The organism is Ruegeria sp. J8, from assembly GCF_056531925.1.
Window position 1 is genome coordinate 139,428 of the sequence record NZ_JBQFMR010000008.1, and the last position, 24,979, is coordinate 164,406.

At 55.5% G+C, this 24,979-nt stretch carries 22 protein-coding genes and 1 pseudogene; 3 read left to right on the forward strand and 20 right to left on the reverse strand.

The window, feature by feature from the left end; genetic code table 11:
* Positions 1–229: 229 nt before the first annotated feature.
* Entirely contained in the window at positions 230–1,174 is a 945-nt protein-coding gene (locus ACR0L1_RS17030) for an alpha/beta hydrolase (RefSeq protein ID WP_480860006.1), read from the reverse strand.
* A gap of 119 nt (positions 1,175–1,293) precedes the next feature.
* Between ACR0L1_RS17030 and ACR0L1_RS17035 the strand changes: the two genes are divergently transcribed.
* The gene (locus ACR0L1_RS17035) at positions 1,294–1,884 is read left to right on the forward strand and encodes a TetR/AcrR family transcriptional regulator (RefSeq protein WP_170773700.1); all 591 of its coding nucleotides are present in this window, start codon (positions 1,294–1,296) and stop codon (positions 1,882–1,884) included.
* A gap of 307 nt (positions 1,885–2,191) precedes the next feature.
* Here the strand turns inward: ACR0L1_RS17035 and ACR0L1_RS17040 are convergent, their stop codons facing one another.
* The 4 genes from ACR0L1_RS17040 to ACR0L1_RS17055 are packed head-to-tail and all read right to left on the reverse strand — an operon-like array spanning position 2,192 to position 5,341.
* Entirely contained in the window at positions 2,192–2,926 is a 735-nt protein-coding gene (locus tag ACR0L1_RS17040; RefSeq protein WP_170787040.1) for an SDR family NAD(P)-dependent oxidoreductase, read from the reverse strand.
* Complete coding sequence (locus tag ACR0L1_RS17045; RefSeq protein WP_480860009.1) at positions 2,923–3,657, reverse strand: SDR family NAD(P)-dependent oxidoreductase; 735 nt, start codon at positions 3,655–3,657, stop codon at positions 2,923–2,925. Before ACR0L1_RS17045 ends, ACR0L1_RS17040 begins: the two co-directional genes overlap by 4 nt.
* Positions 3,658–3,665: 8 nt before the next feature.
* The gene (locus ACR0L1_RS17050) at positions 3,666–4,787 is read right to left on the reverse strand and encodes a mandelate racemase/muconate lactonizing enzyme family protein (protein WP_480860011.1); all 1,122 of its coding nucleotides are present in this window, start codon (positions 4,785–4,787) and stop codon (positions 3,666–3,668) included.
* Positions 4,784–5,341, reverse strand: coding sequence for a TetR/AcrR family transcriptional regulator (locus ACR0L1_RS17055; RefSeq protein ID WP_480860012.1), 558 nt, complete (start codon positions 5,339–5,341; stop codon positions 4,784–4,786). The genes ACR0L1_RS17050 and ACR0L1_RS17055 overlap by 4 nt, the downstream gene beginning before the upstream one ends.
* 282 nt (positions 5,342–5,623) lie before the next feature.
* On the opposite strand from ACR0L1_RS17055, the pseudogene ACR0L1_RS17060 reads away from it, so the two are divergent.
* A pseudogene (locus ACR0L1_RS17060) lies at positions 5,624–5,846 on the forward strand (transposase); the annotation flags it as partial.
* Positions 5,847–6,059: 213 nt separating this feature from the next.
* On the forward strand, positions 6,060–7,760 hold the full coding sequence (gene aspT, locus ACR0L1_RS17065; protein WP_480860014.1) for an aspartate-alanine antiporter: 1,701 nt from the start codon (positions 6,060–6,062) through the stop codon (positions 7,758–7,760).
* 99 nt (positions 7,761–7,859) lie between these two features.
* Here the strand turns inward: aspT and ACR0L1_RS17070 are convergent, their stop codons facing one another.
* The 15 genes from ACR0L1_RS17070 to ACR0L1_RS17140 form a co-directional block, all read right to left on the reverse strand.
* Positions 7,860–9,491, reverse strand: a complete 1,632-nt coding sequence (locus tag ACR0L1_RS17070; protein WP_480860016.1) for a bifunctional aspartate transaminase/aspartate 4-decarboxylase — start codon at positions 9,489–9,491, stop codon at positions 7,860–7,862.
* Between the two features lie 424 nt (positions 9,492–9,915).
* The gene (locus tag ACR0L1_RS17075; protein WP_480860019.1) at positions 9,916–10,266 is read right to left on the reverse strand and encodes a hypothetical protein; all 351 of its coding nucleotides are present in this window, start codon (positions 10,264–10,266) and stop codon (positions 9,916–9,918) included.
* 17 nt (positions 10,267–10,283) lie between these two features.
* A complete protein-coding gene (locus ACR0L1_RS17080; protein ID WP_480860021.1) occupies positions 10,284–10,619 on the reverse strand; it encodes an integrase arm-type DNA-binding domain-containing protein in 336 nt (111 codons plus the stop codon).
* 254 nt (positions 10,620–10,873) lie between these two features.
* The gene (locus ACR0L1_RS17085; RefSeq protein WP_480860023.1) at positions 10,874–12,655 is read right to left on the reverse strand and encodes a thiamine pyrophosphate-binding protein; all 1,782 of its coding nucleotides are present in this window, start codon (positions 12,653–12,655) and stop codon (positions 10,874–10,876) included.
* Entirely contained in the window at positions 12,655–14,064 is a 1,410-nt protein-coding gene (locus ACR0L1_RS17090; RefSeq protein WP_170755654.1) for an aldehyde dehydrogenase family protein, read from the reverse strand. Before ACR0L1_RS17090 ends, ACR0L1_RS17085 begins: the two co-directional genes overlap by 1 nt.
* Positions 14,045–14,959 carry a sugar phosphate isomerase/epimerase family protein gene (locus ACR0L1_RS17095; protein WP_480860025.1) on the reverse strand — a complete coding sequence of 305 codons (915 nt, stop codon included), beginning with the start codon at positions 14,957–14,959 and terminating at the stop codon, positions 14,045–14,047. The genes ACR0L1_RS17090 and ACR0L1_RS17095 overlap by 20 nt, the downstream gene beginning before the upstream one ends.
* A 154-nt stretch (positions 14,960–15,113) precedes the next feature.
* Positions 15,114–16,304, reverse strand: coding sequence for a Gfo/Idh/MocA family protein (locus ACR0L1_RS17100; protein ID WP_480504950.1), 1,191 nt, complete (start codon positions 16,302–16,304; stop codon positions 15,114–15,116).
* Positions 16,297–16,971, reverse strand: a complete 675-nt coding sequence (locus ACR0L1_RS17105; protein ID WP_480860028.1) for a hypothetical protein — start codon at positions 16,969–16,971, stop codon at positions 16,297–16,299. The genes ACR0L1_RS17100 and ACR0L1_RS17105 overlap by 8 nt, the downstream gene beginning before the upstream one ends.
* Positions 16,961–18,148 (reverse strand): Gfo/Idh/MocA family protein, encoded by a 1,188-nt coding sequence (locus ACR0L1_RS17110; RefSeq protein ID WP_480860030.1) that lies wholly within the window; start codon positions 18,146–18,148, stop codon positions 16,961–16,963. Before ACR0L1_RS17110 ends, ACR0L1_RS17105 begins: the two co-directional genes overlap by 11 nt.
* Positions 18,138–18,965, reverse strand: coding sequence for a citryl-CoA lyase (locus tag ACR0L1_RS17115; protein WP_480504944.1), 828 nt, complete (start codon positions 18,963–18,965; stop codon positions 18,138–18,140). The genes ACR0L1_RS17110 and ACR0L1_RS17115 overlap by 11 nt, the downstream gene beginning before the upstream one ends.
* Positions 18,962–20,854 carry a bifunctional sugar phosphate isomerase/epimerase/4-hydroxyphenylpyruvate dioxygenase family protein gene (locus ACR0L1_RS17120; RefSeq protein ID WP_480860031.1) on the reverse strand — a complete coding sequence of 631 codons (1,893 nt, stop codon included), beginning with the start codon at positions 20,852–20,854 and terminating at the stop codon, positions 18,962–18,964. Before ACR0L1_RS17120 ends, ACR0L1_RS17115 begins: the two co-directional genes overlap by 4 nt.
* Positions 20,854–22,149, reverse strand: coding sequence for a TRAP transporter large permease (locus ACR0L1_RS17125; protein WP_170518689.1), 1,296 nt, complete (start codon positions 22,147–22,149; stop codon positions 20,854–20,856). The genes ACR0L1_RS17120 and ACR0L1_RS17125 overlap by 1 nt, the downstream gene beginning before the upstream one ends.
* On the reverse strand, positions 22,146–22,721 hold the full coding sequence (locus tag ACR0L1_RS17130; protein ID WP_480860034.1) for a TRAP transporter small permease: 576 nt from the start codon (positions 22,719–22,721) through the stop codon (positions 22,146–22,148). The genes ACR0L1_RS17125 and ACR0L1_RS17130 overlap by 4 nt, the downstream gene beginning before the upstream one ends.
* A 30-nt stretch (positions 22,722–22,751) precedes the next feature.
* Positions 22,752–23,762: a TRAP transporter substrate-binding protein DctP gene (dctP, locus tag ACR0L1_RS17135; RefSeq protein ID WP_170773895.1), complete on the reverse strand. Its 1,011-nt coding sequence runs from the start codon at positions 23,760–23,762 to the stop codon at positions 22,752–22,754.
* Between the two features lie 101 nt (positions 23,763–23,863).
* Positions 23,864–24,946: a Gfo/Idh/MocA family protein gene (locus ACR0L1_RS17140; RefSeq protein ID WP_480563115.1), complete on the reverse strand. Its 1,083-nt coding sequence runs from the start codon at positions 24,944–24,946 to the stop codon at positions 23,864–23,866.
* Between the last annotated feature and the right edge of the window lie 33 nt (positions 24,947–24,979).

Below are 24,979 nucleotides of genomic sequence, written 5' to 3' on the forward strand. Positions count from 1 at the left end.
CGTGAAAACCAAAATATTCTATTTTATAACTTGAGGTTACGCGGGATTGAAAACAGCAACACGCGTCACTTCAATGGTTGCAACTTCTTCGCGGAAAATCCCGAAACGATGATCGAGGTTTTTGCAACCGCACGGGATGACGATGAGATTTTTGCGGGACCGTTCACGCGATCCCGCAACTCATCAATCGAAAAGGCAGCGGTCGCGAAAGGGCCTCTGCCTTTACAGTTTATCTGCCGAAGAACTCAGCGACCGCGTCAGTCGACGCCTTTACAGCTTCAGGTTTGTAGTAGAAGTCCACGTGGCTGAATTCATCAAAGGCCAGTTCCTCGTGTTCATTTGTCAGCTTCTTAGCAAACTGGGTTGAACAAGGCGCGGTGAAAGCCGTTTTGCTGTAGATGGTCAGTGACGGCTGCACGATTTTGTCGGCATAGGCTTCGCCGATGGAGATCAGCGACTGCATGCCCTGGTCTCCGATATGCATGTTGGTGTAGGTCGGAACCGCGACCGGGCCTTTGACACCATCACGCCCGTAGTAGTCATAGGATTCTCCGGCCATCGGATTGACGCCTGATCCGACAAAGTCTTCGCGGGTTTGCTCATCATTCAGCCCAAATGGTGCGACATAATCGGGCTCGCCGGTTTCATACATCTTCTGCGTCGAGGCGTTCGAGGCCGCGATTTGCTGATTGACCATGTTGCGGTCGGTCCATTGAAAATCGTCTGCCGCCATCATGCCCGACACCATTGCAATTTTCTTGATGCGATGGTCGGTGACTGCCGCCGACGCAATGATCGAGCCGCCTTGGCAGACGCCCAGTCCGTAGATTTCATCCACGAACGGAAGTGTGCCGAGGTAGGACACGGCGTCCCAGGTGTTTTCAATCAGCCGGAACATGTAGCGAGACTGCTTGTGCTCCCCGGGCAGTGCAGGGGACGAGCCCATTCCGAGATAGTCGAAGCCAAGGTAGATGAAACCGCGCGCGGCCATCTCCGGCCCGTAGGTTGCAGGGATTTGGTCCTTGACCTGCGGGAACGGACTGGCACCCACGATAGCCTTATGGGTCTTTGTCTCATCAAAGCCTTCGGGCAGGTACAAATCGCCCACCAAATCCACGCCAAAGGATTTGAAGGTGACTTCGTTTTTGCCCGCTGTGAAATTTTGGGTTGTCATGGTCTTGTTCCTTTCGGGATCAGGCATCATTGCGCCTTGCTAAAGTAAATCGTTGTGTTTACTTATGGTGAATAGATGATGTTAGTAAACACATCTTTTTACTTTTTGAGGTTGAAATCGTGAAACGTACTGAAAAAAAACGAAAAGATATTATCGATGCGGCCATCGATGAGTTCAAGGAGCAGGGGTTTCTGGGGGCGAAAACAACTTCAATCGCCAAAAAAGCGAACGTATCGAGTCGCACGCTCTACAATCACTTCGAAAGCAAAGAAGCGCTGTTCGATGCAATCTCAGAGATCATGTTGGAACAGAACCGGCGCATGGAGCCGGTATCCTATGACCCTGCTCGCGACTTTGCCCAGCAACTGAAGGATGCTTTGTGGCGCTACGTCGAGGTGATCACAGAAGAAACAGCTATTGGACTTAATCGAATGGTTCTATCTGAGCTGATCCGTGACCTTGATCGTTCCCGGCGGTTTTTCACTGAGACCGAGTCCCATGACTACCCAATGACAGGCTTGATCAGTGGAGCTATGGACGCAGGCGTCATCCGAAAAGCTGATCCGGCCTTCGCAACCAACCAGCTTTTGGGGCTGGTGAAAAACTTCTTCTTCTGGCCAGAGTTCTTCCTCGGTCAGAACCCGACATCAAAGAATGTTTTGGACGATTGTGTTGCTATGTTCCTCGCGCACTACAAAGCGGACGTTTGATTGGCGATCGCCCGCTTCGTCCCGCGATATGTGAGTCCGTGAGAGTCAGCACTTTGCTCGCGCCGCGAAGGGCCAGTCGGGTGAGCAGCACCGCAGCGATTGGAAATCTCGACCAATGACACGTTTGGGACGTGAGGAATTTCTGGCAAATTTGCCGAAGGCGTGGATGCTACGCGGCATCCGGGGCTGGCAATGAACCCAAAGTTCTAGATACTGCGGTTCGCATAAAGGTCCGCTGCTTAAAGTGCGGTTGAAAGAGTGTTTGAAATGCGAAAATTTGTTTAGGCAATAGTCGGATCAGCAAGCCTTAAGGCAGGCTGAGTTTACTCATTCTACCACCGTCGATCGTGTAGACCTGCCCTGTTACAAAACTGGCTTCACTTGACGCCAGAAATGCGACCAGTGCGGCCACTTCGTCGGGTCGCCCGGTTCGGTTAACCGGATGAATGCCGCCGATCTTACGCCGGAACGCATCAGGCTCTGCCATCGAATTCACGAAGTCTTCGTTGAGTTCCGTGTCGATCCATCCGGGTGCTACAGCGTTGCATCGGACTCCTTCCTCTCCGTGATCCACAGCGACAGACCTAGTCAGGCCGTGCAGGCCCGCTTTTGCGGCACAATAGGCCGCGTGACGAGGATTGGATCCCAAACCTTCAATCGACCCAGTGTTGACAATGCTCCCGCGTGTTTTGCGCAAATGGGGGAGCGCGGCCCGGATCATCAAGAACGGAGCCGTTAGATTCAATGCCAGGCTACGTTGCCAATCCTCAATGCTCGTGTCTTCGATTTTGGCCTCCTGCATCATACCGGCATTGTTAACGAGCACGTCCAGTTGACCGGCACGCCCAACCACTGTCTTGACGACCTCGGCGGGCAGCTGCGGATCGCTCAGGTCCGCGACAATGCCTTCAAAGACCTCATCGGTTTGACGTTGCGCCGTGAATACACGCGCACCCTCCTGCCGCAGTCGTTCTGCAATGGCGAGGCCGATGCCAGATCGACCACCGGTGACCAGTGCGACTTTCCCTTCAAATCGCCTCATGAGACTGGCTTTCCACCATTAACCTCAACAAGTGCGCCGCACATGTAACGCGCTGCGTCGGAAGCCAAAAACAAAACGACATCCGCAATGTCCTGGGGTTCAGCTATCCGGCCGATGGGGACAGTGGCCCCTAGTTCAGCCACGGCAGTGTCGGGGTCATAACCGCGCTTTTCAAAGCCGCTACGCAACATGGGCGTGTTCACTTCATTTGGGCACACCGCGTTGATCCGAATGCCCTGATGCGCGTGGTCCATTCCCATGCATTGGGTCAAAGATGCGATTGCCGCCTTGGTCATACAATATAGCGCGTGGTTCGGGCCTGGAGCTTTTCCACCCCAACACGAAGCTGTGTTTACGATCGCCCCACCGCCATCACTGGCCATTATCGGGATTGCTGCCCGACAAATGCGAAAGGGGGCTTCGACGTTAACTGTGATCGAGAGATCCCAATCTGCGTCTGTCGTCTCTGTTACGGCACCGCGTGTAATAACGCCTGCGTTGTTGATTACGATGTCCAGGCCGCCGAGCGCAAGATTGGCAGCCTGAGGGAGGGTATCTGCATAGTCAGCCTGCGACAGATCACCCGGCAGGTGAGCGTCAGCATCAATGCCATCAACATTTCGATCCGCCGCGGCCACCAACGCCCCTTCGGCCCGCAAGTTGGAAACGATTGACGCCCCGATCCCACCAGCTGCGCCTGTGACCAGTGCTTTTTTGCCTTCAAATCTCATATCCATCCTCATGCTTGGAAGCTGGCAACAGGATCACCAAATATCTCGGGATTTGGGGTAACACCGAGACCCGGACCTTCGGGTAGCGCGATAAATCCGCTTTCGATGCGAATACCGTTTTCGGGGTCATAGTGCCCGTCGATGTAAGGTGCGGCCACCCATGCTCCTTCGCAAAGGTCGGGGCGCACGGTTGCTGCAACATGGACACAAGCCGCCGCGATAATGTCGCCGCCCCAGGCATCGTCGCAGGTATGCGGCAGGTTGCGGGCTTCGCAGATATCTCGGAAGCTGCGCATGTTGGTCAGTCCTCCGATGCGCGTGACCTTCATTCCAAACCCGTCTACTAGGCCGGCCCCCGCTGCGCTGATCACGGTATTCAAGTCAACGCTGCTTTCATCCATGTAGATGGCGTGGGTGACTTGCGGGCGGATCATTTGCAAGTCTTCGACCGTGTTGCAGGGCTGTTCCATAGTGAACGGAATGTCAGGGCATTCGCGGCTCACGCGAAGTGCATCGCGCGTTGTCCAACCTCGATTGCCGTCAACCGCAAGACGCATTCCTGAGTTCTTGATCTGCTCCCATACTTTCCGGATCGTTTCGATATCCAGCTCGACCGGACGCCCGCCAACCTTCACCTGAAGGCGCGGATAGCCCTCATCGCGCTTATCAGCAGCGCGCCGGGCGATCTCATCCGGAGCACCCACACCTGTCGCATAGTAAGAGGGTACGCGTTCCGTCACAGCACCCCCGAGGAAGTCTGCCACTCTTATCTCAAGCAACTTGCCCAACAGGTCGTGCGCTGCGATGTCTATCGCCGCTTTTGCATAGTTGTGGCCATTGAGCAGGCTGTGCATCTTTCGTTGCAACACCAATGGCCAGAGCGGCATACCGATCAAATCTTGTGCCATATGTATCAAAGCCGCGCGTGCGCCAAGCGCATGCGCTTCGGCATAGGTGGGGCCTACCGGGCAGGTCTCTCCCCACCCTTCTGTCCCATCGGTCGCTACAATCTTCACCAGTGTTGTGTCCAGCGCCCAAACTTCGGCATTGGCCATCGTATAGGGTCCATTCTTTACCGGCAGATTGTGCTGATAGATATGGATCTCTTCGATTTTAGGACCGTGACTCATGTGATGCCTTCCGTTTTCAGCACTTTGCGGGCTGCAAGAAGCGCAGATTGGGTGGCCGCCGCAGGACCCCTTAAGCGGGCCACGTCAGTCAAACCTTCGTGCAAAAGAAACAAGGTTTCGGCTGCGTGGCGCGTGTTCTGGTCTGGAGCAATACGTTCTAAGCGGAGCTCAAACTCATTCGCCAATTTGAGCTTGTGCGCCTTAACCAGATCGGAGATCGGCGCGCTGTTGGGGTGCTCCGCCAGTGCATTCAAAAATAGACACCCAGTGTTTGATACATCACTCAACCAGTCACCCAGTCGCACAAGCGGGTACAATACATGGTCAATGCCCTGTTTCGGACCACCCGCAAGCCACTCGAAATATGCAGCGTCCCGATGCTCCAACGCGCCAACAATCATCTCTTCACGGCTCGGGAAATGCTTATAGAGCGTGCGGATCGAAACATCTGCACCTGCACGCAATGCCTCGACCCCTAGGCCCGCGAAACCCAACTCCGAGAATTGTTGGTGAAGGGCACGAGCTATCTTTTGTTTGGTTCCAATCATAAACATAGTGTAGAACGTTCGCTCTACCATCCGCCTAAAAAAGCGTCATGCGCGTGCCGGTTCGCGACGTTTTATTTGGCAGCTTGGTTGCTCTGGTCTAACAATCGACATTTTCTGAGACGCATCTACAGCACGTTCCCATTTCATCGCAGAGAGACCGTTCTACCTGGTGCGCCTTAGGGTCAGGACCCATTGATTTCCGCGTTGGTGCATGAGTCACGGTTCGAAAAACGAGCGGTGACCATGTCTGATCTTTTCTGGCTCACAGATGCGCAGATGGCGCGTCTTCGGGAAGCGTTGAAAGACAAAGGGAACGGGCCTGTATTCCTGGCCGGAAGCAGCGGAAGAAACCGGTAAAGTACGACAGGCGTCGATACAAACGGCGCAACCGGATCGAGATCATGTTCGGAATGTTGAAGGATTGGCGGCGTGTGGCAACCCGCTACGACAGGTGCCCCAAATTCTTCTTGTCCGCCGTCGCACTCGCAGCGCTGCCATATACTGGCTATGAGACCTGACCCTAAAAGACGAACAGTGTATGGTGTGACCTGCATTCCCAAAACGGCTATTGGGTTCCACGTTCACCTGCCCTTTAAAAGAGTTTGTTCCAAGTAGTTTCGAAACGACCGCACGACCTCGGGTGTTTAAATTTCTTGTTTTCAATACAGTAAGGCTCTGTATCTTTAGGGGAAAGGACCAGCGTTTGGACTCTGGAGATTTCAAAATGGAATTGATTACAGAACAACTTCGCGCCTTCCCGATCATGGCTCTGTTTCTTTGTCTGGGCCTGGGATATGGCGTTGGAAAGTTTCGGGTCGGCAAGTTCGAATTAGGAGGCATTGCTGGCACGTTGTTGGTGGCGGTCTTTATAGGCCAGATCGGCGGCATCAATCTTAGTACCGATGTTCAGAATGTATTCTTTTCCCTCTTCATATTTATGGTCGGTTACAATGGGGGGCCTCAATTTTTTGCGGCCTTGAACCGAACTGCGCTGACCAAGCTATTGGCCGCGTTTATGATGACCGTCTGGGGGTTGTTTTTTGTTATCGTTGTTGCTCGGTTGGCGGGCTTGGACAAAGGGCTGGCCGCAGGACTGGCCGCTGGCGGTCTGACACAATCTGCAATCATTGGCACCGCTGGAAACGCCATCGATCTGCTTGGGCTCGCCGCTGATGAGGCGGAAAAGCTGAAAACCAACATCGCTGTAGGATACTCGGTTACTTACATCTTCGGCTCAATCGGCCCGATATTGGCAGTTAGCATCATTCCCATCATCATGCGTGTCGATCTGCGGCAAGAAGCGATTAAGCTGGCTCAGAAACTCGGTGGCGGTGGTCCCAAACTAGAGGAAGGTGAGTTCCTTCCCATGAATCGGTTCGACGCCCGCGCCTATCAGGTAGATGCCGATGCAAGCATTGCCGGAAAATCCGTCAAGGACATCGAAAATGGCTATGATGGTGATCTGATCGTCGAACGGTTGCTCCACGATGGCGCTCCTGTGGATCCGACTCCTGAAACGATAATCAACGCCGGAGACGTTGTGGTCGTCTCCGGCCTCGTCACGACTTTGACCCAGTTCGAGGGGAGCGCCAGTGGTGAAATCGGAGAGTATCCTCCTGAATTGACCGTTGTTGAGGAGCGTCGCAACGTCGTGGTCACCAACCGTAAACTGACCGGCAAAACCTTGGTGGAGCTGCGCGAGGCTCTGACGGCAGATCAAAGGCGCGGTGTTCATATCTCAAAGATCACCCGCATGGGCCATGATGTCCCCGTCCTGCACAACACCGAGATTCACGCAGGTGACGAGATCAGTATTGTCGGTCACAAGGACGACCTGAACCGAGTTGCCAAAGTTGCGGGCTATGTGCCGCCTTCGGCCTCGGTCACCAATTTCATTGCATTGGGGATCGGCGTCGCCATCGGCTATCTGATCGGAGAGATCAGTTTTGTCATCGCAGGAACGAAGGTGGCTTTGGGGTCCGGCCTCGGTTGCCTGGTTACAGGATTGATCATCGGCTATTTGCGCATCCGGCAACCCAAGATCGGCGGTATTAACCGTGGGGCCGCGAATTTCCTTCAGAGTTTCGGTTTGGCCGTGTTTGTTGGTGTGGTTGGCCTAAATGCAGGCAAACCCGCACTGGAGGCGATTCAGGAATATGGGATCACGCTTCTGCTTTTAGGCGTTGTGGTTACATTGATGCCCATGATCGTGCAGTTCCCGATCAACTATTTTGCCTTGCGTATCAAGAACCCGGTTGAGGCCTGTGCGGTTGTGACCGGATCACGCTCGGGTAATCCCGGTTTTGCGACACTCTTGGAAAAAGCCGGGAACTCGACACCAACGCCAGCCTTCACCATGACCTATGCCGTGGCCAATATCTTCCTGACACTCTGGGGGCCTTTGGTTGTGGCTTTTGTTCCGTAAGTCAGACCGCACAACAATCAGAGTCCTGGCTTGGAAGGGTGAGATCAGCATGATTACCAATCATCATGCTGAACCGTTGCTCTGCGCTGCAGCTAGACCTCAACCATGCAAAGGCAGTCCTTTCGAGGCACGGTAGGCCTGCACGTAGCCAGTGGCCACTGCGCGCACCGCTCTTCCGATCTGGCGGTAGGCACTATCATCCAAATTGGCAAACGATACCCGCGCCGACCAGTTAGGCGCGTCAAAGCCCGATCCATTCAGCAACACGATCCCGTGGTCCTGAGCCAGTTTGAAGGATATATCCAACGGGTGCACATTCTCCTTGATCCACTCGACGACCTCTTCACCGACGTATTTGCGAAGCCAGAATTCGAAGTCGATAATACCGTAGTATTTGTCGAACAGCGGGTTATCGGGAACTTCAATGCCCATCCCTTCGACCAGCTCGTCAAAGCGATGTTTCAGAATACCCCAGCAGAATTTCTGATAGGCCTTCTCTTCGTCCATAAGCTCGACGAGTGAAAACAAGGTCATCATCACCTGTTGCGGCAGCGATAGACCTGCAGTGTGGTTCAGCGCAACATCGCGGCTGTCGGCGACGATCCGGTCGATGAACTTGAACGAGGATGGATCAGGCGTCAACGTTTCGTAGCGTGCGTTGACGATGGCCTTGGTTTCATCCGGAGCATCCGCAATCATCTTGTCGAAGATGTTGTTCTCGGCCACCAAAATCGCGCCCAGACGCCACCCGGTGCACCCAAAATACTTGGAGTAGGAATAAACCCCGATGGTGTTCTCGGGCAGATGCCCCAAGATCGACTGAAAGTTTGGAACGAAGGTCCCGTAAACATCGTCAGTCAAAATGATCAGGTCCGGGCGGCGGGTCTTTACGAACTCGACGAGCCGCGCCGAGACCTCTGGGCTGATAGCGACGGAAGACGGATTGCCCGGGTTGACCAGAAAGAGTGCTTTGACCTTCGGGTCGGACAGAATTTCGAAGTCTTCGTCGTTCAGTTGAAAGTGGTCCTCTTCTTTCGAAGAGACATCCACTGTATTTAGCCCATAGTCTTCAAGGACGGGCATTTCCAGATAGGGCGTGAAAATCGGTGTACCCAACGCAATGGTGTCACCGGCATTCAGCAATCGCTGGTTCTTGAGCGCTTTGAAGATGTAACACATCGCTGCGGTTCCGCCCTCAACCGCGTAGATATCGAACTTCGCATCCGGTCGGTGCCCCGCGCACATCGCCCACATAATGTATTCGTGGACAATAATTTCGTTGTGTTCCATGCAACGGTCGGGCATCGGGTAATGGTCGCCGACAATACCGTCGGTCAACTCGAGCACAAAATCGTCAGGCGTAAATCCAAATTTCTCAATCGCAAAATCAACTGTGGCCATCAAAGTATCCGCACCAGGAGGGCCGTTTCCTTCAACCGATTTGGCGCAATACGTCTTTAGCCTGTCATAACATCCTGGCCCTTGCGGCATCCCAGCCAGACCAACCTCCGGCTCATTCCGATGGCGCTGAGCTTCTGTCAAGGCGAACTGTCCCAAAAGGAAAAATGCTTCCCGCGCTTTGGTAGCGATCCAGTTGGGGTTCCCTCGACCGGCATTTAGGTATGGCAGAGCCATCTGCCGCGCCTCTTTTTGCGCCAACTTGATAAGTTCGTCTTTGATTTGGAAAGGACTTAGGTTTTCAAATTTATGCAGGTTGAGCGATTCTGGCATGACATCAAATCCTTGCGTTAAAATAGATGACCTGGTTCAGCGGATCGCATGCAGGGCAATGTGTCAATTAAAACAACACCAATTGAAGAGGCCGGTGAGAAGCGGAGGATTGTTTGTCTTCATTGGAAGCCTTAGCTGCAACCATTCTACAAGGTAGTCAGAATGATAGAAATTGTGCTGAAGCTCTGCGCTTGGAACTGACATTCCAAATGAAATTGGGCAATTCGCTAGATTAAGCAAGAAAGCCATTGGTCGGGACCGTTGAGGTGATTTCAGCGAACCACAGATTTGTCTGCAATCTGCGAGTACGATCATTTCCAGATTGCGCGATTGCCGCGAACGACGGCAATGCGGGCGCGGCCGCGGCGTCAGAGCTGCGTGACGAGTGTCTCTTATAGGCCGTTCAAGCTGTCGCGCTGGTCAGCTATTCGCCCGCAACCCTGCCCGCTGCGCGCTGCGACCCAATCCAGACAGCGATGCATCCCACGACCAACACACAGATACAAATCTGCAAAAGCTGCTCGTATTTGTGCCCATCAATGAGGACCTGCGCCACAAAACCCTGCCCACGGAACAGGTAAGCCAATGCGCCAAGCATGGCGGCGGCAAAGCTGACAAGATACGCCCAGAGGGCCACCTGTCGACCGCCAATAAGCCCAGCCAGCAGGATCGGCGTCAAAAACATCGAGGCGGTGCCCGAGACCGCGACGGCATCAAACAGGGTCTGGTTACCCCAGAGCGTCAGCGCCGCGCCCACGACTGCGAAGAGGGCCATGGCAATGCGCCCACCGGTTATCCGAGCGCCCTCTTGCGCGCCTGGTTCAATGTGATCAAATCCGAGTCGCCCAAACCGAAATCTATGCGTAGGGGAGAGCCCTTGCGGTTCTTTTGTGCCTTAGCCGTTACGCGCACGATCCAGCGCCGCGCTCCAGATGGATCAACAACGAGGTACTGGCCAAAGCCGCCACCATGCCGACCCGGACCGAGATTCTCTACCAGCTTCTTTGTCAGCTTCCCGCCGAGCGCAGCTTTGACAATACCGCAAAATATACCACTCAATGAAAGTACACGGGTATGATCGGATAAAATCCAACGAAACACACCAAACCGGCTGCAGCCATAAAACACAGAGGCTTAAGCAACCTAATGTGTCTCATCGAAATTTTGGAAAATCTGTCGGGCGACACATAGTATTGCCATTCATCGACAGCTAAGTCATTGATTTTGAGTCATTCGATTTTTGATGGGCGCACGGGTTTTGCCATTTGCGACTCAAAGATTTTCCATCAAGCTGAAACCATCGCATAGCGGCAATTGCCCTTCTGTTTAACAGATACGGGCAAAAGCCGTATGCATAGGCGGATCGCACACTCTAAATTGCTTTAGGTTGCAACGTGCGAAACATCCCTGTCTGGCGAATAGATGTCGAGAATATTCCAATGCCCGGTTGTTGGTGTTGGGTTGTTGATCATTGGGACATCAAGAACAGTTGGTTTGCCGCTGGCAATTGCCGCGTCCAATGCAGGCAACAACTCGTCAGCGGCGCTGAGCCTGTGCCCTTCCGCACCATAAGCTCGCGCAATGTCCGCATAGCCCGGTCCGTTTGCGGGTGCGGCGGCTGATCCCGGGAACGTGGTTCCATAAGTCAGACCGTAATGCGCTTTTTGAAGGCCGGCGATCGTTCCGAAGGCGTTGTTATTCATGACCAGCCAGATGATACCCAGATCAAGTTCGACTGCGGTTGCCAGCATCGACGGATTTTGACCGAATCCACCATCACCAACCAAACTTAGTACGACTCGATCAGGTGCCGCCAGTTTTGCGCCGATCGCGCCCGGAGGACCGAAACCCATCGTCGCGAACCCGCCCGGGGTCAGGATTGAACCCGGCGTCAAAATGTCGAACTGTTGCCCGACACCGTTCTTGTTCCACCCAACGTCCGTGGTGATGATGGCATCCTCGGGCAGTGCCTCGCGGGTATCTGCCAGAATACGTTCGGGCATCATTGGAAAGGCCGATGAGGTCGCCATTTCCACGTTGCGCGCTTTGAAGTCCGTCCGGAAGCTAGCGATCTTCTGCTCCAGCGCAGGGCGCTTGAAGCCGTCCGGATACATCTCGCGGGCGACCCGGTTGAGGACGCGCAATGCGGCCTTGGCGTCAGCAACGACTCCGATCTCGGTGGGATAGTTCCGACCGATCTCCTGCGGTTCGATGTCGATATGAATGACCTTCGAGCCGGGAATGTTGAACGTGTAGCCGGGATACCAACTTGAACAATCAGCCTCTTTGAACCGGGTGCCCACCGCAAAGATGTAGTCCGCATTCAGGCAGGACTGATTGACCAGTTCTGTGCCCCAAAACCCGGTCATTCCCAGCACGAGCGGATGGTCATCCCGCAGGGCACCTTTACCCATCAGGGAATGCGCGACGGGCAGGCCCATATGTTCAACGAACGCGCGCAGCTCCTCGCTGGCCTGTGCCAGAAGAATACCGCCTCCGACATAAGCGACTGGGCTTTCGGCTTTAGCCAACGCTTCGACAATCTCGCCCGCTGTCTCGTCGTCAATCGACGGTTTCTTGAGAGCGCGCGTGTTGTCGCGAATACGGTCGAAACTGTCCGAGGGGATCACCTCTGAAAAGATGTCCATGGGAACATTGACCAGTACCGGCCCGGGCTGGCCGCTTTCAGCCAGATGGAACGCCTTTTCAAGAATCTCGGCCATTAAATCTGCGCGGTCGACCCGCCAGGCGCGTTTTACGAAGGGTCGATAGATCTCCCACTGGGCGGCGTCGGCATGGAGGTTCACTTCCTGATGTGGGTGTTTGCCGTAGTAGTGTGTAGGAATATCGCCCGCGATCACGACCATCGGGATACAGTCCAGTGCGGCGTTGGCGACCCCGGTGGCACAATTGGTCAGCCCCGGGGAGAGATGGGACAACACCACCGAGGCCTTGCCTGTCACGCGGGCGTAAGCGTCTGCCGCGTGGCTGGCGATTTGTTCGTGCCGCACCGTGACGAAATCAATTGGGCTTTCGGCCAACGCGGCCAGAACTGCGATGTTTGTATGGCCACAAAGCCCGAACACATGCTTAACGTCACGGCGTTCGAGAAAGTCGACGATATGTTCGGCGACTGTTTTGCCGTCCAGTTTTGCCCCGTCCATCACGCGACCTCCTGCCCGTAGAACTCACCGAACAGGTCCGGCTCCGAGGGGCGATCCTCGGGGATCGGACGGCTGACCCAGGTGTAGTTCATCATATGTTTCATAGTGACGTTGTCGTTGGTGATGTTGCCGCCCCAGATGCCGCAGCCCAGGCTGCTGGTCATAGGCATACCATTGGTCCAGGCACCCGCATTGGCCTTGGACTGCGGCTGCCGCACCATCATACGGCTGACCGGAGCCAGTCGCGCCAGCCGATCGATATGATCGTCATTGTGGCTATAAATCCCGCAGGAATGGCCCTTGCCCCCGGTGTTGTAGATCTGGCTGACCGTTTCCAGCGCGTCATCGAACGTGTCGAAGTGATAAAGCGCCATCAGCGTGGTCAGTTTCTCCTTGGAGAACTTGTGCTGCGGCCCGATTTGTCCCTGGTTTTCAACCATCAGAAACTTGCGATCTTCGGGGATGCTAAATCCGGCGACCTTGGCCGTTTGCTGCGGCGGACAGGCAATGGTCGGGAAGGTGCGGTTGCCCTTTTCGTCCCACATGGCCGCTTCGAGCATCGCCTTTTCTTCGTCCGAACAAAGGTATCCGCCTTCGGCTTCCAGAGCTTTGACCATGTCGTTGTAAACCGAGCGCTGGATGATGATGTTTCCATCAGCCGAACACCCAGACCCAAAGTCAGAGGTTTTGGAAATGCGTGTGTTCTGAGCGGCGATGTCCAGATCTGCGGTCTCATCAATGACGATGGAAGAATTACCCGCGCCAACGCCGTAAGCCGGACGACCCGAACTGTAGGCCGCTTTGACCATGGGCTTGCCACCCGTCGCCAGCGTCAGATCACAGATTTCCATGAGATGCTGGGTGAGCGGGATCGACGGTTTGCGAATTGATTGAAACAGATCTTCGGGCGCACCCGCTGCTCGACACGCTGCGCGCATAACCTCGACCATCTCGAATGTTGTATGTGCGCTCCGGGGATGCGGACTGAATATGACCGCATTCCGGGCGTTGGCGGCGGAAACACCGGTCACCGGCGGTGTCATTGCCGGGTTAGTCATCGGGATCAGGGAGGCGATCACACCGGCAGGTTTGGCGTATTTCACCAAGCCCTTTTCCTCATCCACCTCGACGATCCCGGTCGAAGGCGTGCGCAAGACATCGCGCAAAACCATGTGAATCTTGAACCGCTTCGCAGGACGCCCTTCGCGATCTCCGATACCGCTTTCGTCCACGCCTTGCTGGGCTAGACGCGTAAAGGTTTTCTCGTTCCCAGCATACCACGCGATGGCTTGAGACAGGCGGTCCAGCCTGCCCTGATCCCAATCCTCGATCTCGGCCATGGCAGCACGGGCGCGTGCCAGCATATCGGCCGCCATGTTACGGTCGTTTTCAGTGAGCTCTTTGCCCATGATGATCCTCTTGGTGTTTTAGAATTGCAGCATCGGGCACACGACGCTGTGACCGCGCCTCGCCGAATGTTCGCTTGGCGTGGCTGAGACAGCGACGCGCGTGTTCTTCATATCCCAACTCGGCAACGCGGCTTTGGTTGGGCAATTCAATGGAATAGTCGACGGGTGGCATCCGTTCGATTATGCCGGTGAAATCAATCCAGCCCTCGCCGGGATAGAGCCGCGCATCGCGAGCCAGCTGGATCATACCTTCGCGCGTGTCGGCGATGCCGGGCAAGCAATCGGAGATATGCAGGAAGTGAAACAGGTCCGAGGGGACGTGCAACAGTTCGCCCAGATCCACACGGCTGAGGTGCAGGTAAAGCGTATCGACCAAAATACCGCCGTTGGGCTGATCGGAGGCACGCACGATGTCAAGCGCCTCATCCAGAGTGCGCAAGCGGGAGAAGCTTGGAAACTCAAGGTCCACTGTTAGCCCATACGGAGCCGCCAGTTCGCAGGTCTCGGAATAGACGTCGATCAGGAAGTCACGATCATCGCGGGTATTGGTCCACGCGCTCATGATCATGCGTTTGGCGCCCAGCTCTCCGCCGACCTCCAACGAAGGCTCAAAACTGCGCGGATCGACGTCTTCGGTGATGCGCGCCAGTTCGACATCAAGGACTTTCAAACCGGTTGTAGAGAGAGCAGTTTTGGTAGCCTGCACCTGCGCCTTGTCGATTGGCGATTGGGTGAATTCACCAGGCACATGCATCGGAATGAACCGAGGGCTGACGGCATCGTAACCGGCCCGCGCGGCGATATAGACCAACTCGGGCGGCGTACAGCCAATCAGCGTCAAATGCGCCAAGGAATAGAGAGAGGGGCTTGCGCCAGCCTCTTCAGGTTTCGCCATGAACGACAGCTCCACGTGCCTGCGAATCTCATTTTCATCACATGTAATACAAAATATATGATATTTTTTAAAATATCAACTTTTAATGCTGAGCAGGAAATGAAAACGCCTGGGCAACAACCCGGGCGTGCTTAACCTTCGTGTTGGCGGAGCCTTAGAGAGTGACCCAGTCCCCTCCGGACTGGTGAGAGCGCACAGAGGCGTCAATGAATCGGACACCGTCTGCGCCTTGATTGACGCTGGGATATGTCAGCCAATCGGTCGGAACGGTAACGCCATCCCGACGCGCGGCTACGGCCATGGCAAATTCCGTATAGAGGTTGGCCCAGGCTTCGATAATCCCTTCGGGGAAGCCGCGCGCGGTACGGATCAGACGTTCCGCGCCGTGTCCGATACCATGCCCGTGACCTCGGCTGATGATACGATCCGGCTCACCAAACCGATTGAACTTCAGCTGCTCCGAATTCTCCAAATCCCACTCGAGACCTCCTTCGCTCCCGAAAATGCGCAACCGCAACCCACCCCGATTTCCCGGTGCAAGGCGTGTCGCCATCAGGGTTCCCGGAACCTCGTTTTTATAGCGGGTGAACATGAACACCGTGTCTTCCAAAGGCTTAGGCGCGCCGCAGACATGAAACTCGGCCCGTAGGTCGGTCAAGGGCAGGCCCGAGACAAAGCTGGCGAGATGCGCGGCATGGGTGCCGATATCGCCGACACAACTGGTCGGACCAGATATCTTTGGGTTCAGTCGCCATTTGACGTGGGGCGCATCAGCAACATCATCGGGCGTCATCCAGTCTTGCATGAACTCGACGTGGATTTGGTTGATTTTACCGATACCGCCTTCCGCCACGATTTGTTTGGCCTGACGGATTACTGGAAAACACGACATCGCATAGCCGACAGCAAAGATGTGTCCCGTGCGCGCGGTAATCTCCTCAAGCCCCTCGGCCTCGTCGACTTCATTGGTCAGTGGCTTGTCGCACAGCACGTCAATGCCCGCCTCCAGAAACGCTTTGGCCGCTTCGAAATGAACGTGGTTCGGGGTCGTGATCATAACGGCATCCACGCCATCCGGGCGCGCCGCCTCGGCCTGCGCCATCTCGTCGAACGACGCATAACACCTGTCGGCTGGCAGGAACCACTCGGCCCCGCGTGCCCTGCTGCGCTCGGCATCTGAACTGAGCGCGCCTGCGGCGACCTCCCACCGGTCCGTCATCCGGGCCGCCGTTGCCTGCGTGACCGAGATACGCCCACCGCCAACAACCCCCAGCCGCAAACGGCGAGACAAGCGGGGGAAGGGGCCATCAAATTTCAGGTTTTCGGGCAAAAGTCTCTCAGCCATTCTGAACCTCCATTTCCGGGACCCGTACGCCTTCCGGCAGCATTTCCACCGCCATGAAAATGCTGGGGGTAATCGTCTCGTATTGATGCCAGGGATAGTTGCCCTCAGCGTCATACATCGGTTTGTGCGTCGTGCCGGGGGCCATGAATTCTTCGAGGTAAAGGGATTCAACATCCCGCTCACGGCATTGCTGCATTTTCCCAAAGCCTACGATTTGCGTATGCACTTCGCGAAACCCCGGTACCGGGCAGAACGGATGATCCTTGTGCAATCCGACATTCAGCGGCACCGAGCCGGAATGGTACATGGTCAGCCCAACGTTACCCACAAAGACCTTTGGCGACATGTAGTGGCTGACACCGCGTAAACGCTCCTCTTGGCGAACATCAAAAGCAGATGGCCATGTATCTTTCACCCATGCGAACAACTCGTTGTCATCGGCATGGGCGTCGAAATCGTGGACAATGACTGCACGTTCCACGCCGCTATGCGTGCTGTCTTGCACGATCACAGAGGAAAGCGGTGCAATGGTCTGATCCTCGACAGAGAGATTTCGCCCCCCAAGGTTAAGGACGATGGCGCGACCCTCGATAGAAATTCTGCGCTCGTCAGTTATGTGCTGGACGCGAAAGAATGGCTGAGCAAAGTCGAGTGTCTCAATCGGCATGAACCAATTCCTTCCTCTCATCGTTAAGGAAATCGACCGGCAAAGGCTCCGGAGCCGCGCAACGGCTTTCTATCGTCTGATAGGCGCCAAATTTTGGTGCCCGTTCGATCGCGTCCATGACCTCGAAAACGTGGTAGGCGAGCGCTCCACTTGCACGGGGTTGGCGTCCTTCTTGCGCCGCCAGAGCCAGATCCAAAACGCCGAGACCACGGCTGTCCTCATTGAACCCGTGTTTGTTGACGACCACCTGCCAGCCTTCGCGACCGGATGGGCGCGGCTGATGAGACCAGCGCGAGGTCTCCCGCGTTTTCAGCCAGACATCCCCCTGAAAGATGTTGGCACCATGTACCGGGTCAGGGTCTGGGATGCTGATGGTGCCTTTTTCACCGTAGATCTCGAACCGCGGCGTTTCGCTATCCCAGACGTCAAAGCTCATGGTCATCGACCCTATAGCCCCGGAAGAGAACTGCAGTAGGCTTAGGGAATGCGTGTCGACCTCGACATCCATCCATTCACCGTTGCGAGGGCCGTTTTCGATCATCCTTTTGTCGAACGTGCGCCGAGCCATTCCGGCGACCCGGTCAACCGGACCAAGGCAGCAAACCATGGCGGTCAGGTAATATGGCCCAAGGTCCAGCAAGGGCCCGCCACCGGCCTGGTAGTAGAAATCCGGGTTGGGATGGTGGCGTTCCGTCCCGTGGGTACCGACATGGGCAAAAACCCCTGTCGGTTTGCCAATGGCACCCTCATCGATCAAGCGCCGAACGGTTTGCCAACGACCGCCCAGAAATGTGTCGGGTGCGCAACCGACCAGTAGCCCCTTTTCAGAGGCCATGTGCAGAATCGTCTTACCATCCGTTCGATCCATAACCAGCGGCTTCTCGGAATAGACGTGCTTGCCCGCCTCCAACGCACGCAGGCTGATTTCGGCATGCGCCGCCGGAATTGTCAGATTCAGAACGCAGTCAATCGTCGGATCGTCAAACACCCCATCTGGCGCACAGGCCTTGGCGATACCGTATTGATCTGCCTTGGTGCGGCTTTCCGAAGGGTCAAGGCTTGCGCAAGCCACGACCTCAACGTTTGAGAATTTGGATAGTGTTTTTAGATAAATATCGCTGATACGACCACAGCCGATAAGGCCGACCCGGAAGGATTTCGATGTCTCACGTTTCATCATTCCTGTCTTCGTAGAGGGGTAAGTAATTAGGGGGAATCGGCCCTTTGTTGCGGCCACCCTGGTTCATCTGTTCCCAAGCGTGGGCGAGTATTCCGACCGAGCGGGACAGGCAGAACAGCCCTCGCGACAAGGGCGCAGGAAAGCCAAGTTCGCAGAAGATCACAGCTGTCGCGCCGTCAATATTCATGGCAATTGGCCGACCGCCTCGTTGACGACCGAGTTCGGCTTGAACCTCTTCTCCGATATCGGCAAACCGGCCAGAAACTGTGCCTTCTGCCGCCGCATCTCGAACAAGTTGCATCAATCGGGGTGCGCGTGGATCGACAGGTTTGTGAAACCTGTGACCAAAGCCCGAGACGATCTTGCCATAGGTCTCGCGCCAGCTGTCCAGACCGTCCTTCACTGCGTCATTCAACGATGCTCCGCAATCCATGCGAGCTGCGATATCATAGTACAGCTCTGCACACTGCTCTCCTGCCCCGCCGTGCACGTCGCCCAGCATGTTCACCGCAGTTGCCATCGCGTTATTGAGACCTACCCCGCAGGTGGCGGCCATACGCGCAGCCGCGATTGAGGGAGCCTGTGGGCCGTGATCCACGCCTGCGACCAAAGCGGCTTCGAACAGGCGCGCTTGCGCGTCGCTGGGTAGATCGCCCCGCACCATAAGCCAGATCATCTGCGGGAAAGATACGTTTCCGATCAGGTCCTCTATGGCGTTGCCACGAAAAGAGATCTGTCCAGGTTTCATGTCGATGATGGAGGTACGCCACCATTGGCGAACGGCGCGCTCATCGTCTGTCGTCTGCGCGGTCATTGCGTCTGCACCTCTTTCACCGGCTGGGTTTTGCTTTGCGCGGCAAGGCGAATGGGTGCATTGCGCGCGCCATAACCGGCATAGTCCATACGGCGTTCAACAATTTCGAAGAAGAAGCCGTTAAAGATGGGGCGGCTGTATATCTGAAAATACTCAGCACCCGCCGCCCGATCGTAGAGAATACTCCCCCTGCGCAATTGGGCGACCAAATCGTCATCCAATCCGAATGTCGCTTGCAGATCAGCGTAGTAGTTTTCCGGGATGGACAGGCTGGGAAAGCCAGACTTGAGCAACTGGGCTGAAGTTTCAAAAATATCATCCGACTGGAAGGCAATGTGCTGAACACCAGCCCCAAAGCCATCTTCAAGGAATGACGCCGCCAGTGTTCGACGCCCAACTGCCCCATTCAGGTTTAAGCGCACTTCGCCTTCGGGACTTTCGATAGCTTGGCTTTGCACGACACCAGACGGGTCGGCGACGTTCACGATAGGGGATTTTGCCATCTCGAAAGTCGAAATGTAGTAGAGTAGCCAGCTTTGCATCTCATCGTGACGCATCGTCTGGGCCAGATGGTCGATACGACGCAGACCGGCAGGTTGGGTGGCTTTGGTTTTCGCAACCGGCTCGAACTCAATGTCCCATACCCGATGGAGATCGGATTTCTCATCGATGAAATGAACGACGTTGCCACCAACGCCCCGAATGGCCGGGATATCCAGTTCCCCTGTTCCCACCGGTTGTGAGAAATTCGGCGCGCCCAACGCGGTCGCCCGCTGAACCGTCTGATCCGCATCTTTGACACGCAACCCCATGTCACAAACGGAGGGGCCGTGACCCAGGAACGCCGAATGGGCAAATCCTTCCTTTTCGGTATTCACAACGATGTTTATCGCGCCCTGCCGCCACAGCTCGACGGACTTGGATACGTGTTTTCGCTCCATTCGAAAACACATTGCTGACAACATATCTGCCAGCTGCGCGCCGCTTGTTTCGTCGGCTGTAAATTCGACAAATTCGAAGCCTGACGCATAGACGCGTTCCGGCAGGTCCGGGATGCCGAAATCGGTTCCCGGCTCGGTCCGGGATACCTCATCCAGGAGGTTCACCAGCGACCTGTAGCTGTCTCGGGCCAGTGTTCGGCCACCGGGTTGAGGAGCTGCTTCGTTGACGCGTGCAACCGACCAAGGCCCTTTGTATCCGGCGCGAGACAACACGCGAACGAAGCCCGCAAGGTTCAGCGACCCAAGCCCCGGCAGAAGCCCAAAGTGCCGCTTGAGCCGACGTATATCCATCTCAAGCCGGGGTGCATCGGACAGTTGCACATGGAACAGCCGCTCTCCGGGAATGTCCCGAAGGCGGGCTGGTTTGGATCCGTCGGCAAGCGAGAAGAAGGAATTCAAAGCCAACCCCAGATTAGGGCTGTCGACAGCATCAACGACGCCTAACGCCTGTTCATCTGAGTGAATAAGATCCGACCATGGCAAGCCCATATAGGCCAGACGCATCCCCATTTCTTTAGCGATTTGGGCCGCCTCGCCAAGATCTGCGATTACCTGTTCTTCGGTCGCAGCGACATCGACCTCGAAGGCAGACCCGATAAGCAGCAATTCCGTTCCCAGCTCGCTCATCAGGTCGAGTTTGCGCTTCAGTCGATCAAAGGCGCGCTCACGTCCGGCTTCGGGCTGGCCTTCAAGATTATGGAAGGGTTGTAACAGGCATATCTTCAGACCGAGGTCCGATGCAATCTTGCGGACTTGCGATGGCGGTCCGTCAAAAGCGGTCAAATCCGGTTCGTGTAATTCGACACCCCCGAATCCCGCGTCAACGATAGCACTCAGCTTTTCAGCCAGATCACCGGGGATCGACGTTGTCGAAACCGACAGGCACATTATCCCTGATATCCAAACATACGCGGCAACCACAGGACCAGATCCGGCATCAGCATCATTATCACCAAGGCGAAGATGAGAACCGCGAGGAAGGCCCAGATTTCGGAGATGATTTCGCGCAGCGGAATGTCCGTCACGGCGTTGATCACAAAGAGTAGAATGCCATAGGGCGGCGTGATCAAACCGATCATTGAGTTCACGACGACCAGCACTCCGAAATGCACCAGATCAATCCCGAGCGCTTCGCAGGTTGGAATGAACAGGGGCACGATCACCAGGATGATCGTTGTTGCGTCTAACACGCATCCCAGCGCGAGGATCAGCAGGTTTACGAGGATCAGGAATACAATCGGGCTAACATCCGAACCCTCCAGCAGTGCCGAGATCGACTGTGGAATCTGTTCCTGAATGACGATGAAGTTCAGAATGAACGCGCCACCAATGACCACCCCGACGGCGGCGGAGGAGCGCGCGCTGTCGACGAACACTTGATAAAGGCCACGGAAGGTCAGCGCGCGGTAGAACAACGCTGCCAGTAGCAGAGCGTAGAATGCAGCAACTGCGGCGGCTTCGGTCGGAGTGGTGACGCCGCCATATATACCGTACAGCAGGATTGCGGGCATCAGCAGTGCCGGAAACGCGTTGGCGGTTTTAGCCGGCAACTCGCGCAGCGGAACAGGTTCTTCCAATGCAAAGTTCCGCTTTCCGGCCAGATAATAGTTCATCGCCATCAGGACGATACCCATGATCAGGCCCGGCAGAATACCAGCAAGGAACAGCGACCCGATAGAGGCCTTGGAAACGAGCGCGTACAAAACCATCGGGATCGAGGGCGGAATAATAGGACCGATCGTTGCCGACGCCGCCGTGATTGCAGCTGCGTAGCCTCGGCTGTAGCGGCCATCTTTGGTCATCATTTCAATGATGATCTTGCCGATCCCCGCAGCATCCGCGACAGCCGAGCCGGACATACCGGAGAAAATCAACGACGCAACCACGTTGACGTGCCCGAGGCCGCCCTTGAAACGACCGACAGCGGCTACGCAGAAGTTCAGCAAGCGGTCGGTGATCGACCCCGCGTTCATGATATTGGCGGCGACGATGAACAAAGGCACGGCAAGCAGGATCGTGCTTTTGTAGAAGCCTTGCAGGATTTTCTCGCCCGCGAGTGCGACGTCCAATCCGGCCGTGCCCAGATAAACCAATGAGGCCAAAAGGATGGAATAGCCGATAGGTGTCCCGATGCCTGCCAGAAGAAAGAGCGCGAGCAGGCAGGAAAGAAGTTCAAAGCTCATTTGCCTGCTTCCTCGTCGTCTTCACCGTCGACACGGGGATGATCGTCAACCACGTTGTACCCAACGACCAGTTCCAGCTCGGTTTTTGGTGGGCCATTTCGCAGGATGTCAAAGAACAACCACCCATACCGCGCAGCTACGACCAGCATGAACACCGCATAGATTGAGAACACGGTGCGCAGTGGTATCTTCTCACCCGAGAACGGATTGCGCACAGTCGAGGTTTTGCGGATTTTCATCCAGTCGATGTAGTCCCACGTCGGCAGGAAACTGTAGAGCATCCCGACCACAATCGCCGCGGCCGCCAGCATCGCAAAGACCTGACGAACGCGCATCGGCACCGAAAGGTAGATGATGTCGAACTTCACGTGATCTCTCTCGCGCACGATGAACGCGCAGCTAAAAAAGATCACCCAGACCCAGAGGATGCCGATCAGTTCAAGCGTCCAACCGGCGGGGGTAAAGAAATACCGCAAGAGAATTTGCAGAAGGAAGATTAGGAAGATTGCCGCCAGCATCCCGCCGGCAATCGCTTCGGTCAGTCGGGAGAACCCCTTTGTGAAGCCTATCATTGTGGTTCTCCCTCCCTTGTGTAGATGGGCTTAGTTGCCCAGAGCGTTGATCTGCTCGAGAACACCGTCCGGCCATGATCCGGCGAATTCGCTTTCGAGATACATCGACTGCACCTGATCACGGAACGCCGCGAGGTCGGGCTCGTAGACCTCCATGCCCTGCTCCTTGAGGAAGCTGACAAGGTCCTCTTCTTTCTGAAGCTGCTTCTGGCGACCGGATTCAGCCGCTGCATCCGCAGCTTCCTGAACCTTGGCTTGCTGTTCCGGTGTCAGCCCGTCCCAAACCTCTTTGCCGATGGCGATATAGTTCAGGTCGACCAGATGCGATGTCAGGATGATCTGATTGGTCACTTCGTAGAATTTGGCATCAACCACAGTCGGCAATGGGTTATCCTGACCGTCAACGGCACCGGTCGACAGCGCGGTATAGACTTCGGAGAAGGCCATTGGTGTCGGGGCGGCACCCAGCGCTTTGCCAAGGAACTGCCACGCATCCGTGCCCGGCATCCGCAGGTTCACACCTTCCAAATCTGCTGGCGTCGTGACCGTCAATTCATCCTTGGGCTGGCGCAGGTTCACCTGGCGACGGCCCAGATACATGACCGACAGCAGTTTGACGCCCAGCTCCTCTTCGGCCTTTTGTTTGAACGCGTCCATCAAGGGATCGTTGAAGACGGCAACCTGATGCGCGGCGTCCTGATGGACATAGCCGGCGGTAAAGATCGAAAACTCGGGGAAGAACTGTGCCAGTTCCTGCGCCGAGGTGATCGACATTTCCAGGTTGCCCCGGCTGATGGCGTCCAGCTCGGTGCCTTGGGCGAAGATCGTGCCATTATAGCTGGGCTCATAGCTTGCGAAATCAGCGACCATAGGCGCGAAAACCTCGGCCATAGCGACCGAGCGCTGGTCGGTCTCCGATCCTGATGTTGCGAGGCGAAGTTGCACTTTGTCTTCCGCCAGCACACCACTTGTTGCGCTAAACAGAACACCGGTTGCAACCAGGGCTGATACAGCAGCCCGGCGGGTAAGTTTGGTAATCACTTTGCTCCTCCCTGAGACATCATGATGCTTCTTTTTTGCGATTCAGAGTTTTGACCTATTTTTGACGTTTTGCAAGATTTTTTGTAAAATATCTGATATTTTTATGCAGCCGTCATATCTACCTTTGGTGTTTTTTGTAGGTTTTTGATCCTGACCGTCTCACCTGTTCTGCAGGAATTCTGAATAGCTTCAATAACTTGAAGCGTTCTGAAACCTTCCCATCCAGACACAATCGGCTCTGCTTTGTGCAAAGCTACTTCAACAAAATGCCTAAGCTGATTGACCAGAGGATCAGACGCACCCTTCTTCAGCGCGGTTGATGAGATAGGCGTCCACCAGTCCCTTTGCTCACTCTGGTAACTCCACAATCGAAGATCAGGAACGGACAACGAACCATGAGATCCACCTATCATGTAGCTACTCTCAGTGGTTGAAGGATAGATTGGATATTCCTGAGACGTCATCTCCCAGCTCCATGGAGCTACGATGCTGTCGGACACACTTATCGTCCCTATCGCCCCGCTTTCGAACGTCAACAGAGCACCGGCAACATCTTCGTTGTCGTATCCCCGCTGCGATGCAGCCGACTGAGCCTGTACGGTCATGACTTCTCCGGCCAGGTACCGCAGCAGATCCACATCGTGGACAAGATTGACCGAGATGGGCCCTGCACCGGGTTTCTTTCTCCAGGGCGCAGCATCAAAATACTCGTCAGGCTTATAGAACCAGCAATTCGCATGGACAGCGCGCACATCTCCAATCTTCCCATCGACAATGGCTTCCTTAGCCGACCGGATCAGAGGATTGTGCCGACGATGATGTCCGACCATCAGAGGCACATTGGCCTTCTCCGCTGCTTGAACAAGCTCAAGTGCAGCGGTGGCTTCTACGGCGATCGGTTTTTCGACAAGAACGGGACAGCCATGTCGAACACAGGTTAGGCCTTGATCAACATGAAGCGTAGTGGGCGTCGCAAGCACAGCTCCGTCCGGCGTCTGGTTTGCAAACATTTCCTCCAACGTCTCGTAACACGCGACCCCGTGCTCAACGGCGTAGGCACGACCTCCGTCACTGGGGTCGACCACCGCTACAAGATCAACATGGCGCAACGCTCGGATAGCGTCCGCATGGCGGCGCCCAACAAGACCAATGCCGACAATGGCAATGCGAAAGTTCTTAGACACTTTGCTTCCTTCCGGAGGGTCCGGAAAATCCCG